At 62.7% G+C, this 19,254-nt stretch carries 15 protein-coding genes; 6 read left to right on the top strand and 9 right to left on the bottom strand.

All coding sequences use genetic code 11. The features are described 5' to 3' along the window. The first annotated feature begins 190 nt into the window (after positions 1-190). From LPB072_RS22790 to LPB072_RS22765, 6 genes are all read left to right on the top strand, one after another. Positions 191-727: a chemotaxis protein CheW gene (locus LPB072_RS22790; RefSeq protein WP_407927773.1), complete on the top strand. Its 537-nt coding sequence runs from the start codon at positions 191-193 to the stop codon at positions 725-727. A gap of 115 nt (positions 728-842) precedes the next feature. Further along, positions 843-2,288: a methyl-accepting chemotaxis protein gene (locus LPB072_RS24100; protein WP_066096611.1), complete on the top strand. Its 1,446-nt coding sequence runs from the start codon at positions 843-845 to the stop codon at positions 2,286-2,288. A 37-nt stretch (positions 2,289-2,325) separates the two neighbouring features. Beyond that, positions 2,326-3,930, top strand: coding sequence for a methyl-accepting chemotaxis protein (locus LPB072_RS22780; RefSeq protein ID WP_066096985.1), 1,605 nt, complete (start codon positions 2,326-2,328; stop codon positions 3,928-3,930). Between the two features lie 51 nt (positions 3,931-3,981). Next, positions 3,982-5,607: a methyl-accepting chemotaxis protein gene (locus tag LPB072_RS22775; RefSeq protein WP_066096608.1), complete on the top strand. Its 1,626-nt coding sequence runs from the start codon at positions 3,982-3,984 to the stop codon at positions 5,605-5,607. Positions 5,608-5,765: 158 nt separating this feature from the next. Then, positions 5,766-7,280, top strand: a complete 1,515-nt coding sequence (locus LPB072_RS22770) for a M20 family metallopeptidase (protein WP_066096603.1) — start codon at positions 5,766-5,768, stop codon at positions 7,278-7,280. A gap of 36 nt (positions 7,281-7,316) precedes the next feature. After that, entirely contained in the window at positions 7,317-8,171 is an 855-nt protein-coding gene (locus LPB072_RS22765) for an alpha/beta hydrolase (protein WP_066096601.1), read from the top strand. Positions 8,172-8,204: 33 nt separating this feature from the next. On the opposite strand, the gene LPB072_RS22760 is transcribed toward LPB072_RS22765, so the two are convergent. From LPB072_RS22760 to gudD, 9 genes are all read right to left on the bottom strand, one after another. Then, positions 8,205-9,581 (bottom strand): DUF1501 domain-containing protein, encoded by a 1,377-nt coding sequence (locus LPB072_RS22760; protein ID WP_066096598.1) that lies wholly within the window; start codon positions 9,579-9,581, stop codon positions 8,205-8,207. A gap of 21 nt (positions 9,582-9,602) precedes the next feature. After that, positions 9,603-11,894, bottom strand: coding sequence for a DUF1800 family protein (locus LPB072_RS22755; RefSeq protein WP_231943358.1), 2,292 nt, complete (start codon positions 11,892-11,894; stop codon positions 9,603-9,605). Positions 11,895-12,181: 287 nt separating this feature from the next. After that, positions 12,182-12,667, bottom strand: a complete 486-nt coding sequence (locus LPB072_RS22750) for a YidB family protein (RefSeq protein WP_066096595.1) — start codon at positions 12,665-12,667, stop codon at positions 12,182-12,184. Positions 12,668-12,754: 87 nt separating this feature from the next. After that, positions 12,755-13,930: an MFS transporter gene (locus tag LPB072_RS22745; protein ID WP_066096592.1), complete on the bottom strand. Its 1,176-nt coding sequence runs from the start codon at positions 13,928-13,930 to the stop codon at positions 12,755-12,757. Between the two features lie 46 nt (positions 13,931-13,976). Further along, positions 13,977-14,792, bottom strand: coding sequence for an NAD-dependent epimerase/dehydratase family protein (locus tag LPB072_RS22740; RefSeq protein ID WP_066096589.1), 816 nt, complete (start codon positions 14,790-14,792; stop codon positions 13,977-13,979). Between the two features lie 25 nt (positions 14,793-14,817). Next, positions 14,818-15,582: an HpcH/HpaI aldolase family protein gene (locus LPB072_RS22735; protein WP_066096586.1), complete on the bottom strand. Its 765-nt coding sequence runs from the start codon at positions 15,580-15,582 to the stop codon at positions 14,818-14,820. A 9-nt stretch (positions 15,583-15,591) separates the two neighbouring features. After that, a complete protein-coding gene (locus tag LPB072_RS22730; protein WP_066096584.1) occupies positions 15,592-16,881 on the bottom strand; it encodes a glycerate kinase type-2 family protein in 1,290 nt (429 codons plus the stop codon). A 29-nt stretch (positions 16,882-16,910) separates the two neighbouring features. Continuing rightward, complete coding sequence (locus LPB072_RS22725) at positions 16,911-17,795, bottom strand: 2-hydroxy-3-oxopropionate reductase (RefSeq protein ID WP_066096581.1); 885 nt, start codon at positions 17,793-17,795, stop codon at positions 16,911-16,913. 129 nt (positions 17,796-17,924) lie between these two features. Continuing rightward, complete coding sequence (gudD, locus tag LPB072_RS22720) at positions 17,925-19,253, bottom strand: glucarate dehydratase (protein WP_066096577.1); 1,329 nt, start codon at positions 19,251-19,253, stop codon at positions 17,925-17,927. Between the last annotated feature and the right edge of the window lies 1 nt (position 19,254).

Raw genomic sequence — 19,254 nt, 5'->3', positions numbered from 1 at the left:
CGGTTGAGGCGGAAAAGCGCTGCCGGTCCGGGTTCTTGACCGAAGTGACCTGATTCAAATTCCGAAAGCAATGGGGTTTGCTGGATAAGCGAAGGGCAGCAGCGCCCGGCCCGGGCTTTTCGCGACTTTAGCTGGCCCCCAATCGGCCGATAGTAGGGGGACCTTCACACAATCTTTGAGAGTTTCTCGTATGGACATGCTCAACCCCACCAATGCGTCCAGTCGCCAGAACCCTGGCCAGGGAGCGCATGCAGCCAATCAGAAACATGGCGCAGCCGAGTTTCTGACCTTCCGCCTGGGCGCCGAAGAATACGGGATCGACATCCTGCGGGTGCAGGAGATTCGTTCCTACGAGGTGCCGACCCGCATTGCCAATGCGCCCAGCTTTATCAAAGGCGTGGTGAACCTGCGCGGCGTGATCGTGCCGGTGGTGGATCTGCGCCTCAAGCTCAACTGCATCGCCGCCGAATACAACGATTTCACGGTGGTGATCGTGCTCAACGTGCATGGACGGGTGGTGGGTGCGGTGGTCGACTCGGTGTCTGACGTGTTGGCGCTCAGCCCGGAGCAGATCAACGCCGCACCAGAGATGAACACCACGGTGGACACCAGTTTCATCACAGGCATCGCCAGCACCGGCGAACGCATGTTGATCCTGATGGACATCGAGGCGCTGATGTCATCGGCCGACATGGGCCTGATGGACACGCAACTCGCCGTGCAGTAGCCCTTCAACAACCATTCAATGTCCCGGCGCCTTTTTGGCCGCCGGTTCCCAGCGTTACAGGCTTGCTGCGAGAAACGGATGCAGCGTCCCTTCCGATTGATTTCAGGATGCATTCATGACCACCTATTCCGCCCCTCATTCAAAGCGCCCCACGAACCAGCAGGCGGTACTTGGTGACAAAGTCATGCTCGCGGCTGTGGGACTGAGTGCCCTGGCTGCTGTGGTGCTGGGGCATTTCTATTTCGAGCTGACCATGGGGATCGCCGGCGCGCTGACCTTTGGAGGTCTGAGTCTGGTGGCATTTTTCGTGGCGCGTGGCACCGTGACATCGCGCATGGTGCTCACGTTTTCGCAGGTGGCCCTGGTGGCTTTGCACATTCAGCTCGCCCACGGTGAGATCGAATACCACTTTGGGGTGTTTGTTTCGTTGGCCCTGCTGCTGGTGTACCTCGACTGGCGGCCCATCGTGTTTGCGGCGGCCCTGTTTGCGGTGCACCACGTGTTGTTTGACCGCCTTCAGGCGGCGGGCTTTGATTTCTACTGTCTGACCGCGCCGAGCTTCTGGCGCGTGATGCTTCACGCAGCCTATGTGGTGATTCAGACCGCTTTGGAGGTGGTGTTGGCCGTCAGCATGGCGCGCACCGCCCGAGAAGGCCTGGAGTTGCTGCGTCTGGTGAAAGCGGTGGATCAGCCTGACGGCATTTCACTGGACATGGGGGAGCAGGAAGCCGTGAGCGAAGGGGCCAGGGCCTTGCAAGCGGCGTTGCGGCGCATGCAGGCAGTGGTGTCTTCGGTTCAATCCTCGGCCACTCAGATTGAGGCGTCCAGTCGAGAAATCGCCACGGGCAACAACGATCTGAGCCAACGCACCGAACAGGCGGCCAGCAACCTGCAGCAAACAGCATCCAGCATGGAACAGCTCAACAGCACCGTGCGCCAAAGCGCCGACTCGGCGCGCCAGGCCAGCCAGATGGCCGTGGCCAACGCCGAAGTGGCCGCCCGTGGTGGCAAGGTGGTGGGCCAGGTCGTGTCGACCATGGAAGAGATCAACCGCAGCAGCCAGAAGATCAACGACATCATTGGCGTGATCGATGGCATTGCTTTCCAAACCAACATTCTCGCGTTGAACGCTGCGGTGGAAGCCGCCCGCGCAGGTGAACAAGGCAGGGGTTTTGCGGTGGTGGCCGCCGAGGTGCGCAACCTGGCGCAACGCAGCGCCGAGGCCGCCAAAGAAATCAAGGTGCTGATTGGCAACAGCGTGGAGCGTGTGGAGGCTGGCTCCCGTCTGGTGGGTGAAGCGGGCTCGACCATTGATGAGGTGGTGCTCAATGCACAACGGGTCGCCAACATCATTGCCGAAATCACGGCGGCTTCCGGTGAGCAAAGCGAGGGGATCGGCCAGGTCAACGTGGCGGTCACGCAGCTCGACCAGATGACGCAGCAAAACGCCGCATTGGTGCAAGAAAGCAGCGCTGCCGCCGATAGCCTCAAGGACCACGCACAGCAACTGGCCCTGGCCATTCAGGCGTTCAAGCCCGCGGGTCGCAGACGCGCCGTGTGATGTGACCCCGGCTTCCATATTCAAAAGCGAAAACCGTATGATTTTGCAGAACCTGATGCGGCGCTTCTCGATTCGCCAGCGCATGCTGAGCGCGATCGGCGTGGTCGTGCTGCTGTTGGCCATTGTTGGTGCCGTCGGAGGTTGGGGCATGCACCGCCAGGCGCAACTTTCCGAGTCCCTGGTCAACGAGTCCTTTCAAGACAGTTTGGCGCTTTCGGGGCTGCGACTGGCGCTGGCCGACATGAGCCGGTTCGAGAAAGACATGGTGATTCAGTATGAGTCGCCTGAACAGCTGTCGCTGGCCAACATGTACTGGGAGCGCTCGCGAGATCAGGTGGGCCAGACACTCAAGGACCTGCTGACCAGTCGTGACAGCGAACAGCAAGCCCTTCTAGCCTCGATGCAGGCGCATCTGGCTGACTATGTGAAAGAGGTTGAGCCGGTGGTGGCCAACATACGCGCGGGTACCTATCGGTCGGCGACGGTGGCCAGCCGGGTGTTGGACAAGGCCGATCAGCGCTATGCCGAGCTGCTCAGGGATGCGAGGCGATTTCAAACCCTGCTGGAAGACCAGGCGGGCGCGTTGCGGGCGGAAAGCGAAGCCACTGGCAAGCTGGCCATGATGGCTTTTGGCGTGGCGGTTCTGGTGGCTGTTTTGGTGGTCGTGCCCACCACCCTGGCCAATATGCAGAGCATCTGCCAGCCTTTGGACCAGGCCCAGGCTGTGGCCAACGCGATCACCAGTGGTGACCTCACCCAACCCATTCACAACCAGGGTCGCGACGAGCTCACCGCGCTTACCCGTGCGCTGTCAGACATGCAAGGCTCGCTGGTTCGCATCGTGGGTGAGGTGCGCGGCACCACCGCGGGTATTGGTGCCGCCAGCGCGGAAATCGCTTCGGGCAACCTGGATCTGTCGACCCGGACCGAAAACGCGGCAGGCAATTTGCAGCAGGCCGCCGGGAGCCTGGAGCAGATCAACAGCATGGTTCGGCAAAGCGCCGAGGCCGCTCGCCAGGCCAGCGCGATGGCGGTGGCGAATGCCGATGTCGCGGCCCGCGGCGGCCATGTGATGGGCCAGGTGGTCAGCACCATGGATCAGATCAACCACAGCAGCAAGCAGATCAGCGACATCATTGGCGTGATCGACAGCATTGCTTTTCAGACCAACATTCTGGCGCTCAACGCGGCGGTGGAAGCCGCTCGGGCAGGCGAGCAGGGCCGTGGTTTCGCAGTGGTCGCCTCTGAGGTGCGCAATCTGGCCCAGCGCAGCGCGACCGCCGCGAAAGAAATCAAGGTGCTGATTGGCAGCAGTGTCGACACGGTGGCAAAGGGCTCGCGTCTGGTGGGCGAAGCGGGTGCGACCATTGGCGAAATTGTCGCCAATGCCCAGAAAGTGTCTGCCTTTATCAGCGACATCACCACGGCGGCGAACGAACAGTCGCAAGGTATCGGACAGGTCAACGACACAGTCAGCGAACTCGACCAGATGACGCAGCAGAACGCAGCGCTGGTGGAGCAAAGCGCGGCGGCTGCCGAGAGCCTGCGCGAACAGGCCGCGCGATTGACCCAGGTGGTACAGATTTTCCGGATGGGCAGTCCGGGTGACCCCCGCGATGGTCATTTTTCTGGCGCGGCGTGAGTCCGGTCTCACGCGGCGTCGTGTGCTTCAACCGTTTCAATCAGGCATTCCATGAGAGTGAACCTTCCCGTTAGCCAACAGGGCTACACGTTTTCCGATGAACAGTCGCTTGTTTCGGTGACCGACCTGAAGGGGCGCATCGTTTACTGCAATCCCTGGTTTGTTGCCGTGAGCGGCTATGAGCGTGCCGAGTTGATGGGCCAGCCCCACAACCTCGTGCGCCATCCCGATATGCCGCAAGAGGCCTTTCGGGACATGTGGGACACCATTGGCGCCGGGCAACCATGGCAGGGCCTGGTGAAAAACCGGCGCAAGAACGGGGACCACTATTGGGTAGACGCCAATGCCACGCCGATTCGGCGCGATGGTCGGATTGTGGGTTTCCTGTCGGTTCGAACCTCGCCCAAAGAGGAGCAGGTGAGCCAGGCCGAAGCCACGTACGCCCGTATGCGCGCAGAGGCTGAGCGAGGGCGGATGGTGACCTGCCTGCGGAGCGGTCGACTGGTGCGCCGTGACCTGCCGGGCCGCGCGTTCGCAGCTGGGCGGCGGGTTACGGGCTACGTTGGTGCGCCAGGACTGGTGGTCCTGGGGGCGGTGATGGGTGTGGGTGCGCTGGCCAGCCTTTTTACACCGCTGGTGTGGGTACCCGCCGGCTTGGCGATGGCTGCTCTGGGCCATGAGATACAGCGCCGCAGGGCGATCAAACCGTTGCGGGGCATTCTGGAAGATGCCTTGCAGCTCGCTGCCGGCGATCTTGTTCACCGCGTGAGCACGGGCTTGCCAGGTTTGCCAGGTGAGCTTCAGCGCGCTTTGAATCAGCTGTCGGTCAACTTGCGAACGGTGATTGCAGATATCAGCACCGAGACCGTGAACCTGGGCAATGCGGTGGCTGAAATCGCCGTGGGCAACCAGGACCTGTCCAGCCGCACGGAGGCGCAGGCCAGCAACCTCGAGCAGACAGCTGCATCGATGGAGCAGATCACCGGAACGGTCAAGCAGAGTTCGAGCACGGTGATGGAAGGTGCCAGGGTGGCCGGTGAAGCGGCCAGCATTGCGCAGCACAGCAACGAAGCGGTCACCGGTGTGGTGAACGCCATGTCCTCCATCACAGACTCTTCGCGCCGCATCGGCGAGATCAACAGCGTGATCGAAGGAGTCGCCTTTCAGACCAATATTCTGGCGCTCAACGCGGCGGTCGAGGCGGCGCGCGCAGGTGAAGCGGGGCGTGGGTTCGCGGTGGTCGCGGCAGAGGTCAGGGCGTTGTCACAGCGCACCGCAGAAGCCGCTCGCCAGATCAACCACCTCATCACCGAATCGGCACAGCGGGTCGCTGGCGGCAGCGCACAGACGCAATTGGCCCAGGAGCGGATGAAGCAGGTCTTGGTGTCGGTCAGCCAGGTCAGTGCACTCTTGGGAGAGGTGAGCAAGGCGGGCCAGGAGCAGCAGCTGGGTTTGTCGCAGGTCAACAGCGCCGTGGCCCAGATGGATACGATCACGCAACAAAATGCCTCGATGGTGGAGGAGCTGGCGGCCTCGGCGCAGGAGCTCAACGGCCAGGTCGCGACCGTTTCGGGGGCCTTGAACCTGTTTCGGTTGCGTGCCAGCGACCGCTCGATTGCCGAAGTCAGCGCCGTCGATTTGCGCCGCACCAGCAAAGCAGGGGTGCACGGCGAATAAAGCCATGGGGTAGGCCCAAGACCAGCGCCCTGGCGGTTGCGCAAGTGGCCGTCGGCTTTGCTGGAAAATGCGCGACCCTTGGACAAATCGGGGGCTGCGCTTGCCTATACTGAGCTTCTTGGTGGCCTGGCTGGCCACCGCCACTGGAGACCTCAGTCATGAACGCCCGCTTGCCCAGTTCGCTTCCCTTGCTTGACACCGACGCACTCAATGCCCATGTCGGCGCGAGCTGGAATGAACGCATCCTGCCCGAGCTCATCAACTACATCGAAGTGCCAGCCAAGTCGCCAGCGTTTGACGCCGATTGGGCCGCGCATGGGTTGCTCGACCGCGTATTGCAGAGCGCGGCCGACTGGGTGCAGGCGCAGCGGGTGCCCGGCCTGAAGCTCGAAATCCTTCGCCTCAACGATGCGGCCGGCATGCCGCGCACGCCGGTGCTGTTTTTTGAGGTGCCGGCCAGCGGTGGACGGGATGGATCGCCTGCGCCCGCATCGGGCCAGACGGTGTTGATGTACGGCCACCTGGACAAACAGCCCGAGTTCACGGGCTGGCGCAGCGACCTCGGGCCATGGACGCCGAAGATCGACGACGGCAAGCTGTATGGCCGAGGTGGCGCTGACGACGGTTATGCGGTGTACGCCAGTGTGGCGGCGATCCAGGCCTTGAAGGCCCAAGGCGCAGCCCATCCCCGAATCGTTGGCTTGATCGAAACCTGCGAAGAAAGTGGTTCAAGCGATCTATTGCCCTATGTCGATGCCCTACGAGCGCCAGGCAACAACCGTCTTGGCGACGTGGGTCTGGTGATCTGCCTCGACAGCGGAGCGGGCAACTACGACCAGCTTTGGCTCACCACCAGTTTGCGCGGCATGGCCAGCGGCGTGCTGAAGGTCGAGGTACTGACCGAAGGCGTGCATTCCGGTGACGCCTCGGGTCTGGTGCCATCGAGTTTTCGCATCATGCGCCAGGTGCTGGACCGTCTGGAAGACAGCGCCACTGGGCGCCTGCTGCCCGCCAGTTTCCATTGTGAAGTGCCTGCCGAGCGGCTGGTGCAGGCACGGGCCACGGCAGATATCCTGGGCGACGAGATCACCAAGCGCTTTCCATGGGCGCATTACGACTGCGGTGGTTCCACCGCCTTTGCCCTGCCCACCACGGCCGATCCGGTAGAAGCGTTGCTGAACCGCACCTGGCGCCCCACCCTGTCGGTGACAGGCGCCGATGGATTCCCCGAGATGCGCAACGCGGGCAACGTGCTCAGGCCCTACACCGCGTTCAAACTCAGCCTGCGATTGCCGCCGCTGGTGGATGCCGCCAACGCCGTGCAAACGCTCAAGGCCTTGCTCGAAGACAACGCGCCCTACCAGGCCAAAGTCACTTTTGAGGCAGAAGGCTCAGCCAGCGGCTGGAGTGCACCGACCACCAAGCCCTGGTTTGAACAAGCCTTGCAAGCGGCTTCGCAGGCCCATTTCGGTGCGGGGTGCGGCACCATTGGTCAAGGCGGCACCATTCCGTTGATGAACCTGCTCAGCAAAGGGTTTCCTGACGCCCAGATGATGGTCTGTGGCGTGCTCGGGCCCAAGAGCAATGCCCATGGCCCCAATGAGTTTCTGCATTTGGACTATGCGCGCCGGTTGACCGCATCGGTGGCCGAAGTCATCGCGCGTTTGCCCTGAGTCTCCACCATCGCCCCCCTCTTTTTCACCCGCAACATGAACGAAACCACCCAGGCCCCATTCACCATGCGAGATGGCCTCAACATCGCGCTGTTTGATTGGCCCCTGCCTTCCCGTCAGCGCCCGCGTGGCGTGGTGTTGATCGTGCATGGCCTGGGCGAGCACGCCTGGCGTTACGACACCATGGCTCAGCACCTGACCGAATGGGGATTTCATGTGCGCGCTTACGATCAGCGTGGTCATGGAGGCTCAGGCGGCGCGCGCGGCGTGTTGCCAGGCGACGATGCCCTGGTCGATGACCTGGTGGAAATCATTGAAGACACCCGGGATCACTTGACGGGGCCTTGGGCCTGCCCGCTGATTCTGCTGGGCCACAGCATGGGCGGCTTGATCGCCGCCACGCTGGTGCGGCGTGAACTCGCTCCGGTGGACAGTCTGGTGTTGTCATCCCCCGCTCTGGACGCGGGCATAGGTGCTTTGCAAAAACGCCTCATCACGTTTCTGAATCGCTGGGCGCCCAATCTCACACTCTCCAATGGTCTGGATGCGCAACTGATTTCCCACGACCCTGACGTGGTCGCCGCCTATCAGAAAGACCCGCTGGTACATGATCGGATTTCGGCCCGTCTGGCGAAATTCATCGATGGCAATGGCCCCCGCGTGGTGGCCGAGGCGCCTGTGTGGCGGGTGCCCACTTTGCTGATGTATGCGGGTGAGGATCACCTGGTTCGTCCGGACGGCAGCCGTGCGTTTGCGGCGGTGGCGCCACCAGCCTTCGTGCAGAGCCATTGCCTGCAGGAACAGTTCCATGAGATCTTCAATGAAGCCGATCCTTCGCAGGCGTACGGTTTGCTCAAACAGTGGCTGGGGCAGCGCGCGCCAGCGCGGTGAAACCACCACCGCCGGCCCGCTCCAGGAAGCGGGTCAGATGAAGCCGAGATTGCGTGTGCTGACATCGTAGTTGCCCAGGTTGGGCAACACGGTGCTGAGCAAATGGCTGTCTGTCACGCCAAACCATTTGCCCAAGGTGGCGGCATACTGGTCGACCGATATGCTGGGGATCAGGCGACCGCTTCCGGTGTCGTTGGCTCCGTTGTTGGCGATCTCGGGAGCAGACCCGTAGAAACGCCGTCCTTGCACGGCGCCACCCATTACAAAGTGGAAGCTGCCCCAGCCGTGATCGCTGCCGTCGCCATTGCTGGTGATGGTGCGACCAAACTCCGAGGCGGTGAAGCTGGTGACATTGTTGGCTACCCCCATTTCAGCGGTGGCGTTGTAGAACGCTGCCATGGCGGTGGAAACATCCGCTTGCAGCAACCCGTGTTTGCCCAGCAAATTGTCGTGCAGGTCAAAGCCCCCAATCTGCACAAAAAATACCTGACGCTTGTTGCTGAGTGTGTCGCGTGCCTGGATCATGCGCGCCACCATTTGCAATTGTTTGCCCAGGCTGCTGTCCGGAAAAACGGTGGCAAAGGCCGGGGCAGTGGCCAGCGCGCCGCTCAACGCCATCTCGGCGTCAATCGCTCGCTTGGTGATGACGGCGTGTTCCTTTTCGAACAGGTTGGTTCGCTGCTCCTTGATGAGGTCCTCCAGCGTGGCCGCCACGGCGGACGAGCCAAAAGGCGCGCGCACCCGTGCCGCCAGTTTCACCGGGCCGCTGGATGCCAATTGGTACTGGGGCGCAACCTGCCCGGACAGCAGGGTCGAGGCGCCAGCGACCGAGACGTTGGTGAACGTTCGGTACTGGTTGGCGGAAGCAAAGACGTCGCCCATCATGCCGCCCCAGCCCGAGCGGGCGCCCTCTGGTCTGGAGGCTTGCCAGATCGAGGTCTGGTCATTGTGGGAGCCAATCTTGGGAGGGATGCGCCTGGATTTCGCCAGGTACTCCGCTTTGGTGACGGGCTCGATCAGGGTGCCCAGGTTGAGCATCACGGCCAACTTGCTGGCGTTGAACAAGGCTTCAAAGGGACTGAGGGAATGCGACAGGGCGAACTGGCGTCCATCGGGCAAAGCGACGGCGGGTGTCAGCGGCAGGATGCCGTCGGTGGGCAATGCGAGACCGCCACGCAGGCTGGCATAGGCAGAGTAGCTGTTGGCGTCTGATGGAACAAGCGTATTGAAGTTGTCGTTGCCACCGGCAAAGTAGACACAGACCAGCGCTTTGTAGTCCGTTGGACTGGTCTGTGCTGCGGCCGAACCCATGGCCGCCAGGTTGAGTGCAAATGGGGCACTCACGCCCAGGACCGACAGGGCCGAAGAGCGTTTGAGGAACTCACGGCGAGAAGCGTTCATTGATGTCATGGCGTGGCTTTCCCGATCGCGTTATTTCTGAACCTGGTATTCGGGTGATGCCATGATCAGCAACACCGCCGCTTTGACCCGCAGGAGTTTGAGTGCATCTGTTGATGCATTCATGGAACCCAGGGCAGCGGTCAGTTTGGACCGGGTGTTCGCGCTGAGGTTGCCATGCGTGAACAGGATGTCCAGCCGGTGGATCAACTGATCGACCGGCAGCGAGATCTCCCCGGCATAGGCTGAGCTGATCACCCCGGTATTGCGGGTACCGTGTTTGCCATCGATGACCTCCTGCATGTAGTTGATGTACCCGATGGTGGATGCCTCATTGGTGATCTGGAACTCGGGGGCCACCAGGCCGGCGTCTGCGATGGAGGTGGTGGGTGGCACGTATCCCGGGCGGTAGAAGTTGAATACCGAAGGCGAGCGCAGTGGTGCCTGGCCCAGGCGATTGGATGGGTTGCGCAGATCGCCAAAAGCCCATTTGCCGTCTTGCGAAGTGGCCCGTGTGCTGCGGGCCCAGTTCATCAGCTTCACCACGGGTTCGCGCAGCTTGCCCCATTGCGGGTCGGTGATCTTGTCGGCGTTGCGGGCTTCTGGGTCCAGCAGGATGGCGCGAACAACCGCTTTCAGGTCGCCACGCACACCGGCGCCGTTGTTGTCGAACACCGCTGACACGCGCTGCACGTAGGCGGGGCTGGGATTGCTGGTGACCAGGCGCTGAATCAGCTGTTTGCCAATGAACGGCCCTACGTTGGGGTGGCTGGCCAGCTGGTTCATGGCGAGCTCCAGGCTTTCGTTGGCGCCTTTGCCTGCCGCGATGGTGGTGCCGAGAAATGCTTTGGCTCCGGTCTCTTCGCATTTGCCATCCACAACCATGGCTCTTCGCCAGAAGCTGGGGTCGTTGTTGCTGGTGCCTGAGGGTCGGTCCCAGCGGAAACCCGTGAACACCCGTGCGAGCTGGGACACGTCGGTCTGTGTGTAGGTCTCTTGCAGCGGCATCCTTGCGGTGCCGTCGCTGTTGAGTGTCAGCAGTCCGATGGAGAACAGCTGCATGATTTCCCGCGCGTAGTTTTCATCGGGGAGGCGCCCTTTGCTGTCCGCCTTGCAGTTGTTGGAATAGGTCAGGAACTGGCCCATGGCGGCATGGCGGGAAACCGCTTCAAGCAGCTCTCGGTAGTTGGCAAAGGCGTAGACCTCCAGCATGTCCAGGTAGGCGGCCCCTCCGAACATGCGAACCTGGTACGGATTGAGGTTGTCCACGCTGGCCACCATGATCTGTGACAGCGCAAAGCCGACGCGCTTGCGCAACTGGTCAGGGGCCGTGATGTAGCTGGCGTAGATGGTGTTGTCCAGTGTGGTCTGGCTGGGCAGGGGATTGTTGTTGGCGTTGGCTTGAAGCAGGAGGTCGTAGTACTGGTTGCGAATGGGCATGTTGAGCTGGTCGTTGACCCAGCCGGAATAGCCCAGCGATTGAACCGACCGGATGTCGGCGTCTGTGGTGCCGAACGTGGCCTGACCCAGGAGGCGCGAGGCCTCCTTGACTGAGGGGGTGAGCGTGGAGCCGGCCGGAATGTAGTAGGCGACGCCTTCATACCGGTACGCAGGGAGGTTGTTGCGCACGTTCTCGGCCTCACTGGCACTGGCGGTGTAGAAATGGAAACCGCGTGTTGTGAAGAGGAATCTGTGCAGGGCTTGCAATCCTTCGCCTGGCAGTTTGCTGGCGTAGTAGGCAATGCCCTCAAAGTTGAACTGGCTGAGGTTGCCGCTGATGTAGTCGCGTTCCAGTTCACTGATGGTGTAGAAGTGCACGCCGGTCTGAACGTTGTAGAACCTGAACACCGGACTCAGGCCTGCCTCTGGCTGGTTGCTGGTTTCGAACGCCGGCCCTTCATACAGCAAGTGCTGCAGGGCCGCATTGGCTCTGGTGGCATCTCGCTCGCTTTCGCTGGCCGTAAAAAAATGGGCACCCGTGTACTGGTTGTAGAAGCGCCAGACGATGACTCGGCTGGCCGCTTTGCGGACGGCGGCGAGCGACGTGCTCTTTCCGGCGAAGGCGTTGGACTCAGCGGGGCTGAGAACGGCATCCCGGTTCGCTGTGTCAAGCTCCAGGCTGTTCAGGCGGGCCGCTTCCTGAAGTTTTTCCTCTACCGTCGATGGCGTTGGCGCAACCGCATCGCCGGGAGCCGACAAGGTGGTCGTGCGGTCCAAAGGCCTGGCGGCACTGGATTCGTCACCGCCGCCACAGGCGACCAGGGTTGACGCTGTCAGCGCGAACAACATCAAAAACCGGGAGGGGAGTCGGATTTGGCGCGGCATGGCGTCCTTGCGGTGGGGCTGGGTTGAAGGACGATCAAATGGGTGGACCGGCCCTATTTGCGGCGGAGTATAGGCAGCAGATCCCTGAAATTGTGTGCAAATTGTGTGTAATTAAATGTGTTTGACGGCGGTGTCGCGTAGTTGTTGAGGCCAGGTTGCTGAGCGGTTTTGCATGGCGTCTGAGCGGTGTTGACGGCTGCACCGGCTTGGTGTAAATGCGCCAAAAGCCGAAAAAAAACGGAAGCCAGCGGCTTCCGTTTTTGCGATGGCCGGTTGGCCTGGTTTGTTCAGCGCTTGCCCAATATGCCGCCGAGCATGCCCATCAGGTCTCCAGCACCACCGCCTTGGCCGCCGCCGAGCAGGCTGCCCAGTGCGCCCATGCCATTGTCGTCAGGCACCTGGCCTTGTGGTGTGAGCTTGTCGATCAGTCCGGGTAGCAAGTCGGCCATGGTGCCAGCCGCTTGCTCCTGGTTGCCGCCCAGTTGGCTGGTGATGGCGCCCATCAGGTCGGGGCCCAGTGCGCCACCCAGTGCGTCTGCCGACACGGCCTGGTTTTCGCCAGAGCCTACCCAGGACGCGGCTGCGTCACCGAGGCCACTTTGTTGCAGCTTGCCGAGGATGCCGGAGAGGCCGCCGCCACTGTTCATCAAGGCGCCCACGATGCCCATCAGCACTTGCGGATCAATACCGCCTGAGCCGCCGCTGGCTTGCGCCTGGTTGCCGCCGGTGAGTGAGCCAGTCGCTGCGCCAATCAAAGAGTCCAACAATCCCATATTCATTCCTTTTCGTGAGGTGGTTGACAGGAGCGCACTGCTAATCAGCCCGCACCCACAAAGATCCCCCGTGCGTTCGCGCAGAGGTCATTGCCCATTGTGGGCGCTGCGCTGCCGCCACGCAAGCCACCCCAGGGCCGCGCCAGTGAGGGCAACAGGCACCAGAGAGCCCATGTTCAACAGTGCCCACCCCTGTGTGGTGACTAGGGCGCCAGAGGCAAACGAGGTGACCGCCATGGTGGCAAAAACAAAAAAGTTGATTGCTGCCTGTGCGCGGTCTTTTTCCTCAGGCCTGTAGGCTTGCAACGACAGCGTGGTGCTGCCAGTGAAGAGGAAGTTCCAGCCCACGCCGAGAAAAAACAGCGCAATCAGGAATTGGTGAAGATCCACGCCAGAAAGCGCGATGACGATGCACACCGCGTTGAGCACCACGCCCACACCCATGATGGGCAACACGCCGAAGCGTTTGATCAGGTGCCCGGTGAAGAAGCCGGGCGCAAACATGCCGATCACGTGCCACTCCAGCACCAGCGCCGCGTCGCTGAACTCAAAGCCGCAGACCTGCATGGCCAGCGGGGTGGCCGCCATCAGCAGGTTCATCACGCCGTAACCCAAAGCTGCGCCAATGGCCGCCACCATGAATACCGGCTGGCGGATGATTTCGGACAACGGCCGCCCCGGGTCGTCACTCGCCTTTTTGGGCGGCAGCGGCGGAAACCGCATGAAGGCCATGATGGCCATGGAGATCAGTGCCACCAGCGCCAGGGAGAGGTAGGCACCGGCGAAAGGAGTGTCCAGCAAGTTGCGGGTTTGGTTGGCCAGATTGGGCCCCAGTACGGCGCCAACGAGGCCCCCGGCCAGCACCAGCGACACCGCTTTTTCACGGAATTCGGGCGCGGCCAATTCAGCTGCGGCGAAGCGGTACAACTGCCCGTTGGCGCTGTAGTAGCCTGCAATCACGGTGGCCGCCACCAGCATCCAGAAGTTCTTTTCGTACGCCGCCCAAAAACACAGCAAGGCCGACACCACCGCGACCAGCAATCCCAGCTGGAATGAACCCTTGCGGCCAAACGCGCTTTGTGAACGTGCCACCAGCGGCGTGGAGAGCGCCCCGCCCACCACATAGCCCATCACCGGCAACGTCGCCATCCAGCCCAGCGGTGCCAGCGACAGCCCCACCAAACCGTTGATCGCGATGAAGACCACGTTGTTGGTGAGAAACAGGCCTTGTGCGGCGGCCAGCAGCCAGAGGTTTTTATTCATAAGGCACTGTTTATACAGCGCCTCCTGTGAATGCCGGGGCTTTGCGCTATCCGCGCGCCGTCACGAATGCGCCGCCCTGGTACAGGGCAACGGGGTTGTGGCGGTCGATGGTGGGTTGACGGGCTTCGACTTCGGCGCGGAAAACGTCGGAGGAGTCCAGCGGGCGGTAGCCGATGTGTTTGGAAGGTGTGTTGTCCCACCAGGTGGTCTGGTTGTCGGACATGCCGTAGATGATGCTGTGGCCCACGATGGGCGCGGTGAGTGCTGCGACCACCAGACGCTCCAGATCGTCGTAGCTCATCCAGGTGGCGAGCATGCGGCGGTCCACCGGTTTGTCGAACGAAGAGCCAATGCGCAGGCTCACCGTTTCGATGCCCCAGCGGTCCCAGTACATCTGGGCAACGTCTTCGCCAAAGGCTTTGGACAGGCCGTAAAAACCATCGGGCCTGGGCGCTGATTTGGGCGTCACCACTTCGTCCTGCCGGTAGAAGCCGGTCACATGGTTGGAGCTGGCGAAGACGATGCGCTTGGTGCCATTCAGGCGGGCCGCTTCATACAGGTTGATTGCGCCCATGATGTTGCCCGCGAGGATGGCGTCCCACGGCTGTTCGGTGGACACACCGCCCATGTGCACCACGGCGTCCACATCCTTGAGCAAGGCCTGCATCTGGTCTTTGTCTTCCAGTGCGGCGACCACGATCTCTTCGCCCTGACCGGGCTCGCCGATGGGGCTGCGGTGGCTCAGGCGCAGCATGTCGCAATAGGACTTGAGGCGGGGGCGCAGTTCTTTGCCCAGGTTGCCGGCGGCGCCGGTGAGCAGGAGTCGGCCGACTTTCAGGGGGGAGGCGGGTTGTTTCAGCATAGGGGGTTCCTTTCTTTTTCGGCAATCAGTCTTTGAAGCGGCTGGACAGCGCCTGGGCGCTGTCGCGCAGCAGGTTCTGGTCGGCGCCCACGGCCACAAACAGGCAGCCTTGCGCCACATAGTGCCTGGCCAGCGTTTCGTCGCCGGTGAGAATGCCGGGCGCTTTGCCGCAGGCGCGGATGCGCGCAATCGCTTCGTCGATGGTCTTGAGCACATCGGGGTGTTTGGGGTTGCCCAGGTGGCCCAGCGCTGCGGACAAATCGCCGGGCCCGATGAAGATGCCGCTCACGCCCTCGACGGCGGCGATGGCTTCGAGGTTTTTCAGCCCTTCCACGGTTTCGATCTGCACCAGAACACACATCTCTTCGGCGCAGCGGTGGGCATAGTCTTTGATGCGACCGTAGCCGCTGGCGCGCGGCGCTCCGGCGTAACCGCGCATGCCGAGTGGCGGGTAACGCGTGGCGGCCACGGCGTTCTGTGCCTCTTCGGCGGTCTGCACATAGGGCACCAGAAAAGACTGCACACCGATGTCGAGCAGGCGCTTGAAGGTGACTGGGTCGTTCCAGGGCACACGCACCACTGGCGTGGCGCTGCTGCCCGTCATGGCCTGCAGTTGCGAGAGGATGTCAGGCAATTCGTTGGGCGAGTGCTCCATGTCGAGCACCAGCCAGTCAAAGCCGCAATGGGCCAGAATCTCAGTGCTGATGTGGCTGCACAGGTGCGACCACAGGCCCATCTGTTTTTTGTTCGCGAGAATCGCGCGTTTGAAGCGGTTGACCGGCAGGTCCATGGGAGTCTCCTAGGGGTTTTGTTCCGCCGCGCCAGGCCGATCGATCAGCACAGCGCGGAAGTCGTTGATGTTGGTGAGGGTGGGGCCGGTGATCACGGCGTCGCCGAGCGCACCGAAGAAACCGTGGCCATCGTTGTTGTCCAGGCTTTGCGACGGATTCATGCCCTGCGCACGGGCGCGGGCCAAGGTATCGGGGCCGAGCATGGCGCCGGCAATTTCTTCCAGGCCATCCACGCCATCGGTGTCGCCCGCCATCGCGTGAACACCGGCTTGGCCCTTGAGCGCCATCCCGAGTGCAAGCAGGAACTCGACGTTGCGCCCGCCTTTGCCATAGCCGCGCACAGTGACCGTGGTTTCACCGCCCGACAGCAATACGCAAGGGGCTGGCAGGGGCTGACCGTGCACGGCCACCTGGCGCGTGATGCCAGCCATCACCTGGCCCACTTCGCGGGCCTCTCCTTCGATGCTGTCGCCCAGGATGCAAACGCTGTATCCCGCTTCGCGCGCAACCGCCGCAGCGGCTTCCAGGCCGATCTGAGGCGAGCTGATCAAGCGTGTCTCGGCGCGTGCCAGGCGTGGGTCGCCCGGTTTCACCGTTTCGCCCGCGCCGCTGTCCAGCAACTGGCGGGCGGCGGCGGGCAGCTTGATGCCGTAGCGGGCCACGATGGCCACGGCGTTGGCGCAGGTGCTGGCATCTGCCACGGTGGGACCGGAAGCGATGTCGGGCAAGTGGTCGGCCGGCACATCCGAAATCAGCAGCGTCAACACCCGGGCCGGATGGCACAAGGCGGCCAGGCGACCGCCCTTGAGCTTGGACAAATGCCGGCGCACGCAGTTCATCTCACCGATGGACGCGCCGCTTTTGAGCAGGGCCCCGTTGATGGCCTGCTTGTCGGCCAGGGTCAGCCCCTGGGCCGGAGCCGGCATCAAGGCCGAGCCGCCGCCCGAAATCAGGCACAGCACCAGATCGTCTTCGCTCAAGCCGTTGACCAGCGCTTCAATGCGCTGGGCCGCGAGCAAACCCGCTTCGTCGGGCACCGGGTGTGCGGCTTCCACGATTTCGATGCGCTTGCAGGGCACGGCATAGCCGTAGCGCGTGATCACCAGACCTTCCAGCGCACCTGTGTAGTGGTCTTCCACCGCCCGGGCCATTGCGCCTGAAGCCTTGCCTGCGCCAATCACGATCAGCCGGCCTTTGGGCGGTTCGGGCAAGTGGGCGGGCACGACGGCGGCCGGCTGGGCTGAGGCGATGGCCGCGTCAAACATGGCGCGGAGCAAGGAGCGGGGGGCGGTGTTCATGAACTGGAGAGTAGGCGGGAAAGCCGGTCTCAGTTGTCCGCGATCTGGAAGTTGGCCGAAATCTCCAGCGCACGCACCAGCCCAGAGTGGTCCCAGGCCGCGCCACCGATGGCAACGCAGCTGTTCATCAGTTGGGCTGCACTGGCCGTGTGGGGCAGGCTCAGGCCCAAAGCTTTGGCACCTTCCAGCGCCAGGTTCAGGTCCTTCTGGTGCAGCTCGATGCGAAAGCCGGGGTTGAAGGTGCGCTTGATCATGCGTTCGCCGTGCACTTCCAGAATGCGGCTGGCGGCGAATCCGCCCATCAACGCCTGGCGCACTTTGGCGGGGTCGGCGCCGGCCCTGGCGGCAAACAACAGGGCTTCGCCCACCGCTTCGATGTTGAGTGCCACGATGATCTGGTTGGCCACCTTGCAGGTCTGGCCATCGCCCACGCCACCGACCAGCGTGATGTTCTTGCCCATGAGCTCGAACAGGGGCTTCACTGTTTCGAAAGATGCGTCGGTGGCGCCGACCATGATGGTCAGGCTGGCCGCTTTGGCGCCCACTTCGCCACCACTCACCGGCGCGTCGATGTAGTCGCAACCCAGCGCCTGGATGCGCTCGGCGAACTGTTTGGTGGCAATCGGCGAGATGGAGCTCATGTCCACCACCGTTTTGCCTTTTGACAGACCACTGGCGGCGCCGTTGTCACCGAACAGCGCGGCCTCCACATGGGGTGTGTCGGGCACCATCAGGAAAACGATGTCGGCGGCATGGGCCACTTCGGCGGCCGTCTTGCAGGCCTTGGCGCCTTGCGCCAGTAAAGGCTCCGGCACGCCGCTGCGCGATTGGGCAAACAGCTCGTGGCCGGCGGCCAGCAAATGACCGGCCATGGGTGCGCCCATGATGCCTAGGCCGATGAATCCGAGTTTCATTTTTTGGGTTCCTTTCGATGATTTAGACAAGGGTGGACCTGCCGCCGGGCCGCCCCAAGGAGGGCCCGCACCCCCTTGGGGGGCAGCGAACACACGAAGTGAGAAGCGTGGGGGTCAACATGTCGGACTTCAGCGCACCAGGGCAGGCCGTTTGTTGTTGAATTGCCAGCCAGGAATCAGGTACTGCATGGCGATCGCGTCGTCGCGCGCACCCAGACCGTGCTTCAGATAGAGCTGGTGGGCGCGCTCAACCGCGCCCATGTCCAGCTCCACACCCAGGCCCGGCGCTTTGGGCACGTCCACAAACCCGTCCCGAATTTGCAGCGGCTCTTTCGTCAGTGCCTGGCCGTCTTGCCAGATCCAGTGGGTGTCGATGGCGGTCACCTTGCCCGGCGCGGCGGCGGCGCAGTGGGTGAACATGGCCAGCGACACATCAAAATGGTTGTTGGAGTGCGAGCCCCAGGTGAGGTCGTACATCTGGCACAGCTGGGCCACGCGAACCGAGCCCTGCAGTGTCCAGAAATGCGGATCGGCCAGGGGGATGTCAACCGATTGCAGCTGGATGCTGTGGGCCATTTCACGCCAGTCGGTGGCAACCATGTTGGTGGCCGTGGGCAGGCCGGTCGCGCGCTTGAACTCGGCCATGACTTCGCGGCCTGAGAACACGCCCTCGCCGCCACAGGGGTCTTCGGCGTAGGCCATGGTGTTGCGGTGATCGCGCAGCAGGCGCACCGCGTCTTTCAACAGCCAGCCGCCATTGGGATCGAGCGTGATGCGGGCTTCGGGGAAGCGTTCGTGCAAGGCGATCACGGCCTCCACCTCTTCTTCGCCGCGCAACACGCCGCCCTTGAGCTTGAAGTCCTGAAAGCCGTACCGCGCGTGCGCCGCCTCGGCCAGCTTCACCACCGCTTCGGGCGTCAAGGCTTCTTCGTGGCGCAGGCGCTGCCAGTCGTCGCTGGCCCCTGGCTCGTCGCGGTAGGCGAGGCCGGTCTTTTTGCGGTCGGCGATGTAAAACAGGTAGCCAAGCATCTGCACGCGTTCGCGCTGCTGGCCTTCACCCAGCATGGCCGCTACCGGCACGCCCAGGTGCTGGCCGAGCAAATCGAGCAGCGCACTTTCCACGGCGGTCACGGCGTGGATGGTGATGCGCAGATCGAAGGTCTGGTTGCCACGGCCGGCGCTGTCGCGGTCGGCAAAACCCGCGCGCATGTGGTTGAGCAGTCGGTTGTGGTTGCCGATCGGCTGGCCTTCGATGAAGGGTTTGGCATCTTCCAGTGTCTGGCGGATCTTTTCGCCACCGGGCACTTCACCCACCCCGGTGTGGCCGGCGGAGTCGGTGAGGATCAGCAGGTTGCGGGTGAAAAAGGGACCGTGGGCGCCGCTCAGGTTGAGCAACATGCTGTCGTGCCCCGCCACGGGGATGACTTTCAGGCGGGTAATGGTGGGGGTGGCGCTCATG

The sequence above is a fragment of the Hydrogenophaga crassostreae genome (assembly GCF_001761385.1).
GTDB lineage: Bacteria > Pseudomonadota > Gammaproteobacteria > Burkholderiales > Burkholderiaceae_C > Hydrogenophaga > Hydrogenophaga crassostreae.
Note: the sequence above shows the minus strand (reverse complement) of the source record. Positions and strands in the feature narration are given on the sequence as shown.